Source organism: Spiroplasma endosymbiont of Cleonymus obscurus, from assembly GCF_964273375.1.
Taxonomy (GTDB): Bacteria; Bacillota_I; Bacilli_A; order Mycoplasmatales; family VBWQ01; genus Spiroplasma_E.
Genome location: NZ_CAXWWA010000002.1, coordinates 48,333 through 63,094, shown reverse-complemented (window position 1 = coordinate 63,094; position 14,762 = coordinate 48,333). Strand labels below are relative to the sequence as shown.

The 14,762-nt window shown below is 23.2% G+C and carries 17 protein-coding genes and 2 pseudogenes; 13 read left to right on the top strand and 6 right to left on the bottom strand.

Going from position 1 to position 14,762, the window contains the following annotated elements:
- Window positions 1–19: 19 nt before the first annotated feature.
- The 5 genes from ACI2WJ_RS00870 (at window position 20) to ACI2WJ_RS00850 (ending at window position 5,419) form a co-directional block, all read left to right on the top strand.
- Window positions 20–1,903: a VirD4-like conjugal transfer protein, CD1115 family gene (locus tag ACI2WJ_RS00870; RefSeq protein ID WP_400254540.1), complete on the top strand. Its 1,884-nt coding sequence runs from the start codon at window positions 20–22 to the stop codon at window positions 1,901–1,903.
- A 210-nt stretch (window positions 1,904–2,113) separates the two neighbouring features.
- Entirely contained in the window at window positions 2,114–2,755 is a 642-nt protein-coding gene (pgsA, locus tag ACI2WJ_RS00865) for a CDP-diacylglycerol--glycerol-3-phosphate 3-phosphatidyltransferase (RefSeq protein WP_252320134.1), read from the top strand.
- Window positions 2,756–2,778: 23 nt separating this feature from the next.
- Window positions 2,779–3,585, top strand: coding sequence for an SDR family NAD(P)-dependent oxidoreductase (locus tag ACI2WJ_RS00860; protein ID WP_400254539.1), 807 nt, complete (start codon window positions 2,779–2,781; stop codon window positions 3,583–3,585).
- Between the two features lie 152 nt (window positions 3,586–3,737).
- Window positions 3,738–4,292 (top strand): hypothetical protein, encoded by a 555-nt coding sequence (locus ACI2WJ_RS00855; protein ID WP_339038808.1) that lies wholly within the window; start codon window positions 3,738–3,740, stop codon window positions 4,290–4,292.
- Window positions 4,293–4,888: 596 nt separating this feature from the next.
- Window positions 4,889–5,419 (top strand): hypothetical protein, encoded by a 531-nt coding sequence (locus ACI2WJ_RS00850; protein WP_338957630.1) that lies wholly within the window; start codon window positions 4,889–4,891, stop codon window positions 5,417–5,419.
- Window positions 5,420–5,434: 15 nt separating this feature from the next.
- Here the strand turns inward: ACI2WJ_RS00850 and ACI2WJ_RS00845 are convergent.
- The 3 genes and pseudogenes from ACI2WJ_RS00845 to ACI2WJ_RS00835 all read right to left on the bottom strand — a co-directional run bounded on the left by ACI2WJ_RS00845 (window position 5,435) and on the right by ACI2WJ_RS00835 (window position 8,239).
- Window positions 5,435–6,224 (bottom strand): IS5 family transposase gene (locus ACI2WJ_RS00845; RefSeq protein WP_400254448.1). Its coding sequence is split into 2 segments (ribosomal slippage): window positions 5,435–5,962 and window positions 5,964–6,224, totalling 789 coding nucleotides; the frame shifts between segments, so codons are not numbered across the junction.
- Between the two features lie 197 nt (window positions 6,225–6,421).
- Window positions 6,422–7,167, bottom strand: a pseudogene (locus tag ACI2WJ_RS00840) (SDR family oxidoreductase).
- 619 nt (window positions 7,168–7,786) lie between these two features.
- On the bottom strand, window positions 7,787–8,239 hold the full coding sequence (locus tag ACI2WJ_RS00835; RefSeq protein WP_400254538.1) for a hypothetical protein: 453 nt from the start codon (window positions 8,237–8,239) through the stop codon (window positions 7,787–7,789).
- Window positions 8,240–9,048: 809 nt separating this feature from the next.
- Between ACI2WJ_RS00835 and ACI2WJ_RS00830 the strand changes: the two genes are divergently transcribed.
- From ACI2WJ_RS00830 to ACI2WJ_RS00810, 5 genes are all read left to right on the top strand, one after another.
- On the top strand, window positions 9,049–9,243 hold the full coding sequence (locus tag ACI2WJ_RS00830) for a hypothetical protein (RefSeq protein ID WP_400254537.1): 195 nt from the start codon (window positions 9,049–9,051) through the stop codon (window positions 9,241–9,243).
- A 164-nt stretch (window positions 9,244–9,407) separates the two neighbouring features.
- On the top strand, window positions 9,408–9,563 hold the full coding sequence (locus ACI2WJ_RS00825) for a hypothetical protein (protein WP_400254536.1): 156 nt from the start codon (window positions 9,408–9,410) through the stop codon (window positions 9,561–9,563).
- A gap of 2 nt (window positions 9,564–9,565) precedes the next feature.
- Window positions 9,566–10,003, top strand: coding sequence for a hypothetical protein (locus ACI2WJ_RS00820; protein WP_400254535.1), 438 nt, complete (start codon window positions 9,566–9,568; stop codon window positions 10,001–10,003).
- Window positions 9,993–10,286 carry a hypothetical protein gene (locus tag ACI2WJ_RS00815; protein ID WP_281748863.1) on the top strand — a complete coding sequence of 98 codons (294 nt, stop codon included), beginning with the start codon at window positions 9,993–9,995 and terminating at the stop codon, window positions 10,284–10,286. The genes ACI2WJ_RS00820 and ACI2WJ_RS00815 overlap by 11 nt, the downstream gene beginning before the upstream one ends.
- A gap of 3 nt (window positions 10,287–10,289) precedes the next feature.
- A complete protein-coding gene (locus ACI2WJ_RS00810; protein ID WP_400254534.1) occupies window positions 10,290–10,694 on the top strand; it encodes a hypothetical protein in 405 nt (134 codons plus the stop codon).
- Between the two features lie 66 nt (window positions 10,695–10,760).
- Here the strand turns inward: ACI2WJ_RS00810 and ACI2WJ_RS00805 are convergent.
- A pseudogene (locus ACI2WJ_RS00805) lies at window positions 10,761–12,003 on the bottom strand (IS256 family transposase).
- Window positions 12,004–12,104: 101 nt separating this feature from the next.
- Here ACI2WJ_RS00805 and ACI2WJ_RS00800 point away from each other — a divergent pair.
- The 3 genes from ACI2WJ_RS00800 to ACI2WJ_RS00790 all read left to right on the top strand — a co-directional run bounded on the left by ACI2WJ_RS00800 (window position 12,105) and on the right by ACI2WJ_RS00790 (window position 13,392).
- The gene (locus ACI2WJ_RS00800) at window positions 12,105–12,308 is read left to right on the top strand and encodes a hypothetical protein (protein WP_400254533.1); all 204 of its coding nucleotides are present in this window, start codon (window positions 12,105–12,107) and stop codon (window positions 12,306–12,308) included.
- 26 nt (window positions 12,309–12,334) lie between these two features.
- On the top strand, window positions 12,335–12,514 hold the full coding sequence (locus ACI2WJ_RS00795; RefSeq protein WP_400254532.1) for a hypothetical protein: 180 nt from the start codon (window positions 12,335–12,337) through the stop codon (window positions 12,512–12,514).
- An 88-nt stretch (window positions 12,515–12,602) separates the two neighbouring features.
- Window positions 12,603–13,392, top strand: a protein-coding gene (locus tag ACI2WJ_RS00790) for an IS5 family transposase (RefSeq protein ID WP_400254531.1) whose coding sequence is annotated in 2 segments (ribosomal slippage) — window positions 12,603–12,863 and window positions 12,865–13,392 — 789 coding nt in all. Because the reading frame shifts where the segments join, the coding sequence is not laid out codon by codon here.
- A gap of 122 nt (window positions 13,393–13,514) precedes the next feature.
- Here the strand turns inward: ACI2WJ_RS00790 and ACI2WJ_RS00785 are convergent.
- The gene (locus ACI2WJ_RS00785) at window positions 13,515–14,267 is read right to left on the bottom strand and encodes a hypothetical protein (protein WP_400254530.1); all 753 of its coding nucleotides are present in this window, start codon (window positions 14,265–14,267) and stop codon (window positions 13,515–13,517) included.
- A 162-nt stretch (window positions 14,268–14,429) separates the two neighbouring features.
- Entirely contained in the window at window positions 14,430–14,558 is a 129-nt protein-coding gene (locus tag ACI2WJ_RS00780) for a hypothetical protein (RefSeq protein WP_400254529.1), read from the bottom strand.
- Window positions 14,559–14,762 lie beyond the last annotated feature (204 nt).

Sequence of the window (14,762 nt, the reverse complement as noted above, 5' to 3'; positions counted from 1 at the left end):
AAAATAAAGGAACATAAAAATGAAATTTATTCGTCAAAAAAAATGAGTACTACCAGCAGTAATTATAATTGTTATACCCTTTTTAGTATTAATAAATACTTTATTAGTTTATGCTTTAGTCTTTGTTCGTAACATGTTTTCTCATAGTGGAGATAATCAACAACCATTTACACTTAAATTTTTAATACAGGATGTTATTAATTATTGATTAATATTTTTAATTCTATTTCTTATTGAATTTTCAGTTTTATTATCTTACTTTATGATTCATAAATATAAAATTTATCGTGAAACTCATAATAAAAGTCGCTTTTTACGTGATTCAAAAAATAAAGTGTATGGATCTGCTGCTTGATTAACACCCACTGAAATTGCTAATACCTTTCCTTTATCAAAAACTGTTGAAAATGATTACGGTATTGTTGTTCAAACAACAAAGACTAAAATTGGTGGTGTCCAATTTAATATTAAGTCTGATGCTCATAATATTGTAATTGGGGGAACAGGAAGTGGTAAAACTCAAAAATTAGTTATTCCAACTATATATTTAAATGCCCAATCGAAAATTAAACCATCAATGGTTATTACTGACCCAAAAGGAGAATTATTTCAAAATCATTCTAAAATATTAAAAGATAATGGTTACGATGTTTATGTTATTAATTTACGTGATACATCAGTATCTAATTCATGAAATCCTTTTGTTAAAGTATATGATTTTTATGTAGAATCAATGCGTTTAAAAAAAGAAAATAATCCTTTAAATGAATCAATTACTTATGAATCAATGGCATTATCATGAATTAATGATATTGTTGAAGCTTTATTTCCTGAATCAGATCCAAAACAAAAATTTTGAAATCAATCAGCGATGCAAGTTGTTAAATCAATTATATTATTTATGCTAGAACAACTTGAAGATCAACCTGATGTTCCTTTAAAATACTTTAGTATGTCAAATGCTGCTATTGTTGCTACTAATCGTCAACGATATGTTGAAATTCTAAAAAAAATGCCAACTCATAGTTTAGCTCGTCAAATTGGTTTAGGTGCATTAGAAGGTGCTGAAGAAACTGCGGGATCAATTAGTCAAATGGTTGCTAATGGATTACGTTTATTTACTGATCCAGTGACGCGAAATATTAGTTGTAGTAATGATATAAATTTAGATGAAATTGTAAAAAAACCAAGTGCTGTTTTCTTAGTTGTTCCTGATGAAAGTAATGAACGTAATGCTTTTGTATCAATGTTTATTGCACAGTTATATAAAAATACAATTCGTTATGCAAGTACTTTACCTGATATTAAATTACCACGTCCTTTATACTTTTTATTTGATGAGTTTGGTAATATACCAACGATTGCTAGTATGGCACAAATGATTACTGTTGCACGAAGTCGTAATATTTTTTTCATGATGATTATGCAAGATTTACAACAATTAACACAAAAATATGGTAAAGAAACAGCAGAAACTATTTTTAATAACTGTATTTTGCATACTTTTTTGCAAACTATGGATTTACAAACCGCTAATAAATATTCAGATATGTTCGGTGAAAAAACAATTATTAATTATAGCCATTCTGGTAATAAAGATAAAAAAGCTGATAATATTAATTCATCATTACAAGGTAAAAAATTAATTACAGGTAGTGAGTTAATGAAATTAGATTTTGATACTGCTGTTATTTTTTTAGCAAAACATAATCCAGCAAAAACACGTTTAATTCCGTTTTATGAATGAGGAAGTAAACCGGCAGGACAAGCAACTGTTACAAATGCTTCACATTTAATTGATTTTAATAAAGATTATTATTTAAGTTATATTGGTTTATTCTATTATATTGAGAAAAGAAAAAATCCACAAGCTGCTGCCGAAAGAGAAAAATCAGAAAAATAAAAAACAAACAATAGTTAAGAAATTGTATATAAAAGAATATTTATTTTAATATATAAATGTATATTATTGATAGATATAGAAAATAACGATATACTTATTTCATGAATAGATCAAAAATATAAGTTTTACTTTTTATAAATTATGCTAAAAAAGGTAAGTACATAATAATGTTAAATATTATAAATAAACTTATATGAAAGGATTTTAAATATGAATGTTCCCAATATTATTTCTTTAATAAGATTAATATTAGTCCCAATTATTGTTAGTTTAATGATTATCGGTCCAATAGATAATGATAATTTTTATCATCTTTGAATAACAAGTATTAATATTAATAGTTATAGTTTACCGATTAGTTGGTTAATAGCAGCAATTTTATTTATTATTGCTGCCATTAGTGATTTTATTGATGGATGATGAGCAAGAAAATTTAATCAGGTAACAACTTTTGGTAAATTTTTTGATTCAATTGCAGATAAACTTTTAACTAATGGTGTTTTAATTGTAATGGCATGTGCTACTATAATTCCGGTTTGAATGGTAATTATTTTGGTATTACGTGATTTTATTATTGATGTAGTTCGTCAAATTTTGGCTACTAAAGGTACAGTAATGGCTGCTGATAAATATGGTAGAATAAAGGCAGCATTACAAATGTTAGGAATTACAATTTTATTTTTTATTAATTGACGATTTTTAAATGGTAGTGTTAATGGTCATAGTAATAATGATCAATATGGTTTAATTAATCAATTAGTAATGATACCAATGTACGTTGCTACAGTATTAAGTATTTTTAGTGCTTATAATTATATTAGTTCAAATAGTAAAAAATTGTTTAATATCTAAAAATAAAAGGAGTATTAATATAAATGATAAATAAAGTAATTGTTTTGAATCAGTGAGCAGTAGTTACAGGAGCGTCTAAAGGATTGGGATATTATTACTGTCAAGCATTATTAGCACAAGGTTATCACGTATTAGGGGTATCACGTGATAGTAAAAAAATATTAGAATTAGCAGATAAGTATCCACACTTACAAGTTAAAAATTATGATTTAGATTTATCTGATTTAAAAAATATTTATAAATTATTTGAGTTATCAAAAGAATTAAATGTAACAGTAGTTATTAATAATGCTGGTTATGGTGTTTGAGGAACATTTGCAGATAGTATGTTAGAACAAGAATTAAATATGATTAATTTAAATATTTCTTGTTTACATATTTTAACAAAGTTATTTGTTCAACGTTTTAGTAAAAATAATTATGGTCGTGTTATTAATATTGGAAGTATGGCAGCTTTTAGTCCAGGTCCTGTTTTTGCTAGTTATTATGCTTCTAAATCATATGTTTGAAATTTAGGTGTTGCAGTTAATTATGAATTAAAAAGAGCAAAAAGTAAAGTAAGAGTAATTACAATTTGTCCAGGTCCATTAAAAACTGAATTTTGAAATCGTAGTAGTAATGGTAAAGGAAATAAAGAACATTATAGTTCATTATTACCAGTTTTAGATACTGAAACTTATGCTAAAAAGTCTTTACAAACAGCCTTAAAAACAAAAAGAAAAAGTGTTATTATTACAGGAATTTCTAATAAAATTACAAGAACTATTATTAGAATATTACCTTTAAAAACAGTACTTAAGTTAGTATATAATTATCAAAAAAATCGCTAATAATGAATTTCATTTTTTATTTTAATCGTAAAAATTATTAAAAAACATTTATTTATTATAAATGTTTTTTTATTGTTTTCTTTAAAAGAAAGGTTTATGATGTATCCAACTTCTTAAGATTTTAAGAAGTTATTAAAAAAGAGGTGTTATTTATGAAAAAATATTTATCAATGTTAACAACAATAGCATTATCAGCAGCATCAATATTTTCAACTTCTTCGATATTAAATTCATATGTAAAAAATTCCAATTTAATAAATGTTGATAATTTACATGATGTAATACAACCAATTGATATTGTTGAATACCCTATTTTTGCTGATAATGGAGAAACTACAGTTAAAACTTTTGAAAAAAATGTTATTGTTCTTTTTAGTGATCCTTCAAAATTAAAATATATAGAATTAACTGATATAAAAAGTCATGTCGATTTTCATATAAATGGAAAAGATTATTATTATAATGATCAAAGTAAGAATTCAGTTATTGTATCTAGTGATACAAAGTTTATTGATAATAGTATTTCACATGAAGGAAATATGAATAAAGTTCAGCAAACAGTTAGTTACGATTATGATTGAAATCAAAAAGCATTTATTTTTAAATTTGTTAGTGTTGAAACGGTTACAGCAAATAATGAAAAAGATACTCAGTTTGTGAGAGGTTATTTTACTACTAGTTTAAAGTTAAATTTGCATGAATTTTAATTTATAGTTTAAAATATTATTTTTTTAACTTAATTAGAGAAATTATATTATAAAAGCAGTACTTAAGTACTGCTTTTATTTTTTTTTGTTTTTTAAAATAAAATAATTATAATAAAATAAATAATATTTATATTATAAAATTAATTAAAGCATTAATAATAATTTATAATAATGATTAATCAAAATATATTATATACAGTATGAGATTCTATTGTAATTTGGTTTAAATTTGTTATTATTATATTTGTCCTAAAACTTTAGGACAAAACATCAGTTTAATTAATTTAAAATTGTAAATTTGGCTTTATGCCCTTATATGAGTAATTTTCATGTAAGGGTTTTGTATTTTAATTTATTGATATGAGTCTTTAATTTAGTTTAAAAACTCAATTTAATATCTATTCCAATTTCATAAATTAATATTCCCACTTACCCTTAAACCAAAATTTATACAGACTAATAATTAAAAACATTTTAAAATTTATATCATTATAATTTAAAAGTATTAAGTTTAAGGTCAAATTTACTCTTTTATGGTAATTAAGTTTGTTTATAGTAAAAGTATTATTAAAACTTTAGAAAATGAGGTTTATTAAATGCAGAATATTATAAATTGTGGCATTTATTTTGCCAATGTGCCATTAACAAAAACAACTAACGAAACTAGATGTGAAAATATAAATTGTAATTATCAATATTGTAATGGTTGCAAACTTGAAACAGTTATCATTTGAACACAAACTCCTGATCAAAAATGTTTAATAATTCCTATTATTAGAAATTCAATTGAACAACATGAGCAAAGCCTAGGCTTATTAGGTGATAACTTATCTATTATTAAATTGAAAAAATCTAATAATAATTCTATTTTAAGTTTTCGCGAGGAAGATATTAGTTATGCTGATCTTAATCGTGCAACTTGAATTAAAAACTTTAGAATTGGTGATGAATACTTAATCAACGGAGAACTTCGTGTCTTAAATGAAACTGAAATTTATGATTTATCTTTTAGAGTAAAAACATTACCAATATCAAGTCTTAATACAATTGCCAATATTGGTATTAATAAAAATTTAAATTTAAATAATAAAATTGTAAGTTATAGTGACAATACTTTGAAAGAATAATTTCTTAGAACCTGTTTAGAATCTTTTTAATAAAACTGAAATAAATGAAAGAACAACCATTTGTAAACTAGTATTTAGTTTTCTTTCACAATTTTTTCATAATCTTCTGTATTTTTCTAATCAAGCAAAGCTTCGTTCTACAATTCATCTTTTTGGTAATACTACAAAAGTATGTAATTCATTGCGTTTTATCACTTCAACATTTGCATTTATGATTGTTTTGATTTCAGAAGCAAATTTTTCACCAGTATAACCAGCATCTACTATTATTTTTTGAACTGCAGAAAGATTTTCTTTTTCATTTTCAATCATTATTATAGCGCTATTACGATCTGTTTTTTCTGCCGTGGTTATGTAAATTGCATGTGGTAAACCTTGAGAATCAACAACAATATGACGTTTTATGCCTGAAATCTTTTTACCAGCATCATAACCTTTATTTTCAGTAGTATCTGTATTTTTAACACTTTGCGAATCAATTATACAAAAACTAGTTTGTTCTTTGCGATTATTGTTGATACGAACTTTTTTAACTAATTTTTTTTAAAATTAATTGCAATACACTAGGTTCTTTACCATTATTTTTACTTCAAATTTGAAAATAATAATATACAGTTTGTCATTTTGGAAAATTTTTTGGTAACATTCTTCATTGACAACCACTTTTTAATACATATAAAATTGCACAAAATATTTCATATAAATCTAAACTTCTTGGTTTTGTTTTCTTTTTACTATTTTCTAAAATTGATTTTATGTTTTCAAATTGTTCTTTGGTGACATGACTTGGATAATTTTTATGCATATATACCTCTTATTTTAAAATATATAATCATTTTACATTATTTTCGAAAAGATTCTAAACAGGTTCTTAAAACAATTAAAAATATAAAAATTCTTAATATTAAATTTCTCTCTCTTTTAAAATTAAAAAATAATAAAGGATTGTCTAAAGTATTTTAAAATTCAAAAATTAGATAAATATTCTTTATTTTTTTATTTTTACATTATTTCATTGGTTGGTCTAATAATAATTTCATTTCAAGTAGCATCAGCGGGTAATTCAATTGCTTGTTTTATTGTTAGTGCTATTCGTTCGGCAGATATGCTATAAGTTTTATAATATTCTTTAAATTCAGAACTAAATTCTTTATCAGTTACTCTATTCAATAATTCAGTATTGATTGCTCCAGGTGAAATTACTGTAATTCTAATATTAGTTTTATCCTTTGCTACTTCTTCTCTTAATGATTCACTAATTGCTCTAACTGCGCTCATTTTGTTGCTGAGTAAACTACTGCTTCACCAGCATGAGCAAAATGACCAGCAATTGATGAAATATTAATGATATGACCTGAATTTTGTTGATACATTAATGGTAATGATGCAGCTATACCATAAAGTGTTCCTTTAATATTGACATCAATTGTTTCATCTCAGTCTTTAATGTTTTTTTGTTTTAAAGATGTTAGTATCATAATTCCTGCGTTATTAATTCAAACATCAATTTTATTAAATGTTTTAATTGCAAATTGTGCTAGTTTTTCTACCTCATGATGTTTGGTGACATCAGTTACTAAATAATTTGCTTCACCATTTTTATTTTTAATACTAGTAACTAATGATTTAAGTTTTTCTTCTCTTCTTGCAGCTAAAATTAATTTATGACCGGCGCTTGCTAATAACTTAGCTGTTTCCATACCAATACCACTAGAAGCACCTGTGATTACAATAACTTTTGATTTCATGTGTATTCACCTCTAAACTATTGATCAACAATGATCAATTTTTTTATTTTTAATAATTAATGCAATTAAAATTGCTTTTAACAGAAATGTTTAATAAATGTATGTATAATTAATGAATATTAAATTAAATAAAAAATAATGATTTACAAAATTAAGTAATTGTAAATTCTCTGCTTAAGAAAATAAAAAAGAAACAGGGGTAAAAAATGGTAAATTATAAAAAAATTAATTGATTTATTTTAGCAATTATTATTCTTGGGATTTTATTTATGATAATTGGATTAAGTTTACTTACTAGCAAAGTGTTAATAGGAAGTCATACAGAATTAGTCACTAATGGTTTTGGATTAATCGCGGGAAAATATAAAGAGTATTCTCATATAAATGGAATTTTAGATATATTTAATAATAATTTAAATGATTGATTTAACATTTCAAATGTAAGATGTGGTGTTGTTTTTACAATATTTTTAACTCCCATATTTTTATCTATAAGCATAATTTGTTTTTTATATAATTATTATATTTTTAAATTTTCTAAAAAATAAAATAAGAGTAACATTATTTTTGATAAATATTTATTAGAATTTATGTATTTTTATTTAGTTAGCTAATGAATCTAATCATTATTATTAAAATCAGCAATTTTGACAGTATATTCAAAAGTTTCACTTGAAGTTACATCAACAATTTTGCCTTCAATCATTACCTTTATTGTTATTGGATAATTCATTTTGTAGTTTAAAAATTGATCACCTATTTCAATTGCGTTTATTCTGCATTTTTCTAAATGTTCTTTAAATGAATTTGTTAAATTTGGAATAGTAACATTGTTTAAATCATTAATGAATCATTCTCAGGTTTTATTAATACTAGCTTGATTATAAGCTGCTTGAAACAAATTACGCATATAATCTAATGCTACTTGTTCAGCGATAATGTTATATTTTTGTTCTATTGTTGTTTTTCTATCCCTTACTGCAAACATTCCACTTGGATAGTCATTATTTTTTAATAAGAAAATTCTAGTGAGTGGTGATAAGTCTAAAAGTTGAGTAATATAAATAGTCATACTATTTAAGTTTTCTTTAATTTGATTAACATCATTAAAACCAAAAACAGGTATTTTATATCTTACGGCTTTATGGTTATTATTAGTGTTATTTTGATTTTCTTTTTTTTCTTTGTTATTGGTTATTTTGGGCGGTTTGTCAAATTTACGAAATAATTAATTATCATATTAGTAACTTATTTCCAAAAATGAATTATTTGAAAAATAATGAAAAATTAGACAAAATTACTCTTTTTAACCCTTAAATTTAATATTCGACGTATTTTAAAAAAAAATAAAAGATACATTTTGTAAGTTAAATTAAAATTATTATCAAGGAAAAAGACAAGAAATAATCTTGTCTTTTTTTGTAATTGTAAAATTTTAAAATTTTTAATAAACCTCTTTAACGCTATTATCAACACGTGTTAGGGAACTAAAAAAGTGAACTACAACACAGTTGTTAAAAATAGTAGCTAGAACATGTGGACTTGCATGGATAAATAAAAAGTGGAGTGATACCTAATAAAATATACTAACCATTTAATGGTAATTCTTGGGGTGGGAGCGAATTGGAAACTAGTATATATAGACCTGTTGTAGGGACCCATTGTATTAATTCTATTCTTTATTTAACCAACCTTGCCACTCCCCAGTGAGCAAGTGTTGGTTTTATTTTTTATTTTTTTTTGAAATTTATTTTTGAGCCCAGAATTGCTGGAATTAATAAAACGAATAGTAGTATTATTAATAATCTAAGAATCAAAATATATGTTCTTTATGCTAGAAGCAACAGAACATATTAGGAAAGTAAGTAAGGTAATTTAATAATGAGTAATGATTATGAATGACTATGATATTGTGATATTTATGGTTGTAAAAATAATAATAGTAATCAAGAAATATATGTTTGCACAATTAAAAAAAATACAAAATTAGGATTATGTAAAACTCATTTTAATAATTATAGAAATATAATCATTGATTATATTATTGATAAAAAACAAGAAAATGTAGGTAAATAAAATGAAAAAGTATTTTTGTTGAACATGTAAACAACATAAATTAGATTATTTATTCTTTAATACTAATGATATAAAAACAAGACAAAACTTTTTAAGAGATAAAATTAATAAAGCAATTTGTTATGACTGTATTTTAAATGTTAGGTTAAGTAGGAGGTATAAATATGGATAAAGAAAAATTAATTGATTATCTTGATAATCAATTTCTGGAATTATTTAATGATGATATTAAAAATGAAACTAAAATTAATATTATAACTTGAAAAATGAAATTAATAATGAAATTACAAGAAAAAATTAAAAATGGTGAATTTAATTAATAATGCAATATGACTTAATTATTGGAATTGACCCTGCTGGTATTGGCAATAATGGAATTATTATATATTCAAATGAAACTAATAATATTGTTTATAATGAAACATTCAATACATTAACTGTTTTATGAACTAAAAATATGTATAAAGAAAAATTTCAATTAATTAAAGAAAAATTTATTGATAAAAAAATATTAGTTATTGTAGAAAATTTCTTTTTAAGTTCAAAACAATTATTAACTAATCCATTAGCAACTCCTAAAATTATTGGTGCTTTAATGGTATTAGTACAAGATGTTTTTAACTGAGATTATCTAGAAAACCACCCAAAAAATAAAAATAAAATAACAAATTATAAAGGAAATATAAAATTAACAAAACATGAACAAGATGCATATAAGCATATTCAATACTATTTAAGGAATTATAAAAATGAAAGATAAAGCCAATTATGTCAAATTAACAGTAAAACTGAGCAACACTATTGAAGCAAAATATTACGAAAAAGGTAATAAGGAATTATATTATAGTGTTCGAGGTCAGTGAAATGGTTTAAACTATGTTACTTTAATTTTTAACAACCCAAAATTTTATAGACGCTGTATTTTATTAAACAAAAATGATGAAATTATAGTAACTGGTCAAATTTTTAATACTTTAAATATTCCTAAAAATCGTGCATTTTGTTCAATTAATGTTAAATGATTTAAAAAATGAAAAGAGTAAAAAATGATTAAAAATACACCATTAGAATATATTAATGACAGAATTAATCAACATAAAGAGAATATTAAAGAATATAAAAAAGAAATTGAAAAATTACAAAATTTTATTAAAGCAAATGAAATTAGAATGACTGAATTAGAAATAATAAAAGATATTTTACAAAAAGGAGAAAAAAATATAATGAATTTTAATCAAAACCAAAAACAAATGAGTGATATAGTAATGAAAAAAGATATTGAAAAGTTATTAGAAAATTTAAAAAATAAAATAGGAACTATTGCATTTAATAATATTTACGAAGAATTAGAGTATATAAATTTAATAATAAATAGAATGTCAGAATATATTTATTCATTAGAACAAGAAATAATTAGAAAAAATCAAATAATTAAAGATAAATTGGAATAAAAAATGATATTATGAAAAATTTTATGAGGCTTTTTAATAATCTGTGTATCTTTGTTTTGCAAAGTACTAGTTCAGATTAATTCTGTCTTCAAATTTTATCATAAAATGAGCAATTGCTGTATTTCAATTTTGAATGGGCATTGTTCATTTTTTTGTTATATTTTCAATTGCTAAGTAAAATATTTTGAAAACTGCCATATCATTTGGAAAAACTTTTTTATTTCTGATGACTTTTCGTAATTGACTATTAACAGATTCAATAGAATTTGTAGTATAAATCACTCTTTTGATTTCTGGAGGATAACTAATAAAAATCATTAAATTATCTCAATTTTTATATCAAGATTTAGCAATTTGAGGATAGTGTTTATTTCATTTACTTTCAAATGATTCTAAAGCTTGCATTGCTTGTTCTTCACTACATGCATTATAAATTGGCTTTAAATCTGTAACTAGTGATTTTCGATGTTTGTATGAAACATATTTTAAACTATTTCTGATTTGATGAACTATACATAATTGATGTTCAGTTTTAGGATAAACTGATTGTATTGCTTCTGACATGCCTGTTAAGTTGTCACTACAAGCAATAAGAATATCATTTAAGCCACGATTTTTCATTTCTGTGAAATTTGCTAATCAAAATTTAGCGCCTTCATTTTCACTAATTCATAAACCTAAAACATCTTTTTTACCTTCTAAATCAACACCTAAAGCTATATAAACTGATTTGTTAATAATGCGTTTATCTTGTCGTACTTTAACTACTATACAATCAAAATAAACAATGGGATAAATGCCTTCTAATGGTCTATTTTGTCATGCTTTGACATCATCAATCACATCATCAGTAATATTTGTGACTAATAACACTTTCACTAATATCAGCACCATGATATAACTCTTGTAACTGCATTCTAATATCTGATAATGTCATACCTTTTGCATATAAGGAAAGAACTTGTTGATCAAAACCATCAAATCTTCTCTGTCTTTTTGGCACTATTACAGGAGTAAAATTACTATTACGATCTCGTGGTACATCAATCTCAATTTTACCTTGTTGAGTTATTAATTTTTTTGAACTTATACCATTACGAGCATTGTCACTATTACTATGTTGATTTTTTTCATATCCTAAATAATTTTGCATCTCAGAATTCAACATTTTTTCAACTAAACGTTTTGTTAATTCTTTATATAAACCCCCTTCTTTAAAAACTGTTGTTAAATCTTCAGTATTTTCTAATAATAAATCTACTGCTTTTGATATTGGATCATTATTATTAAAGTTATCTTTTTTAGCCATCTGTAACTCACTCTTTCTAGTCATTTAATTATATTTACTAGAATTAATTAAACATAGTTATTTTTGTAAGTTACACAGATTACTAAACATTACCAGAAAATATGAATGCAACAGAAATTAATAATCTAAGAAATTTATCAGTTAATTGAACAATTAATGAAGCGCGTGGTAATACTTTAGGTTATATTATTTCTGGTTTTCTTAGTATTGGTTTCATTTTAACTATTATTGCTATTATTTATGATTGATACTTAAAACAACAATTTAAAAAAAAGAAATCTAACACAAAGACAAATGTGAATTAATACAAAATAACTGTTCTTTTATTTTTTTGGAATTAGGTTTATCATTTTCTAAGCTATTTACTGCTTCAACATTAACTGATAAACTTAGTTCATTAGATTTCCGTCTTTCACTTTGTTCTTCTCTTATTTTTCTAACTCAAGGATTAAATGAATTAGCAAAACCTAAAAAATCAGTTTGTTTTACAAAACAATTATTTGGAACATAATATCCTTTTGTTTTTATATAAGAACCTGTTTAAAATCTTTTAGAGAAATAGGGTAAAATGATTATATATTTTAAGATAAGAGGTATATATGCGTAAAAATTATCCTAGTAATGTTAGCAAAGAGCAATTTGAAAATATAAAATCAATTTTAGAAAATACTAAAAAGAGAACTAAACCAAGAAGCTTAGATTTATATGAAGTATTTTGTGCAGTTTTATATGTATTAAAAAGTGGTTGTCAATGAAGAATGTTACCAAAAGATTTTCCAAAATGACAAATTGTATATTATTATTTTCAAGTTTGAAGTAAAAATAATGGTAAAGAACCTAGTGTATTACAATTAGTTTTAAAAAAAATTAGTCATGGCATTTCGTATCAATAATGGTAGAAAAGAACAAACTAGTTTTTGTATAATTGATTCACAAAGTGTTAAAAATACAGATACTACTAAAAACAAAGGTTATGATGCTGGTAAAAAGATTTCAGGAATAAAGCGTCATATTGCTGTTGATTCTCAAGGTTTACCACATGCAATTTACATAACCACAGCAGAAAAAACAGATCGTAACAGTGCTATAATAATGATTGAAAATGAAAAAGAGAATCTTTCTGCAGTTCAAAAAATAATAGTAGATGCTGGTTATACTGGTGAAAAATTTGCTTCTAAAATTAAAACAATTATAAATGCAAATGTTGAAGTTATAAAACGTAATGAATTACATTCTTTTGTAGTATTACCAAAAAGATGAGTTGTAGAACGAAGTTTTGCATGATTAGAAAAATGCAGAAGATTATGAAAAAATTGTGAAAAAAAATTAAATACTAGCTTACAAATGGTTGTTCTTGCCTTTATTTCAATTTTATTGAAAAGATTTTAAACAGGTTCTAAAAGATTTTATCATTTGATGACTTATCGACTAAAAATCTATTTTTTATTATAAAATAACTATCATAATGTTCTTCTTATTAAAAATTAATCAAAAAAGATTTTAAACAGGTTCTAAAACAAAAAAGGTTCTAGAAATTTTTTTCATAAAAAAATTCCATCATTAAAAGGTTCATAAACAGCAAAATAAGAAATAGTCTGTTTATCTACTTTTATTCCATTAGGAAATGTAAAATCAGTTAATAATTGTTGATTAGGTAAAAAAAATGTATAAAAATTTTCATTAAAATCTCTAACGTTAATATTAACAAGTTCAAAAGAATGCTGGATTGGACATAATTGATCATTTATTGCCTCTTCATAACCCAAATTTTTACTTAATTTATCAAGAAATACTTTGTTTTCTAAAGTATTTGATATTTCTAAAGAGTATCTAAAATCAAAAAAATTTTCATAATTATGACCTTTTTTAAAAATTTTACTCAAATCTCTTTCTCTATAACTATTTGATCAACTATCTATTTTCAATGCTGCAAATGAATTAGTAGGTATTGGTGGTTGATGATATTTTATTGATTCATCTATTGTTCAACAAACTGCAAAAAGATCATAATCAGGAATTATTGGTTTTTTTTCTTTAGAAATTTCTTGACAAAAAATAGAAATTGGAAAATAAATTAAATTATTTTTTTCAATTTCTATTATTTCTTTTAAATCTCTATTATTTAAATTTTTAATATTATTTTCTTCATCAAGCGCAAAAATATAATAAACATTATATGTATTATCATTTTTTTCTTTTTCTAAATAAAGTACTATCTCGTTTTTTTTATTTTTTTTTATTTTTTGGTTGACAACATTTAACAAAAATTTGATCCAAAAAAAATTCAGCATCAATAATTCCAAATTTTTCCATATTAACTAATAAAAAGAAAAAATGTTCATTAGTAATTTTTAAAATAGTTTCATTATTTTTTAATTTTAAAGAAACAGGATTTATTTTATTATCTTTATTATTTTTATTTAATTTTATTGAAAATTTCTTACAATAAGAACTACATTTTCTTCTTGAGCAGTTTTAATAAAACCTGCAAAATGTTCTTCAAAAATTCCATTATTTTTGCATTGTTTAACTTCATCATTAACATAAATTTCCATAGTTTTTTATTTCTCCTTCTTTCTTTTTATCTGTTAATTACACTTCAAAAAAAAGAAAAATTCTTTTCTTTTTTATTACTTTTTTTGTAACTAAAACATTAATTTATCAATATTTTTGGAATTATTTTTCTAATTTTATAAAAAATATCCTAAATAAGTGTAAACATTTTTAAAAACAAAAAGGAAAAAAGACTATTTTTAAAA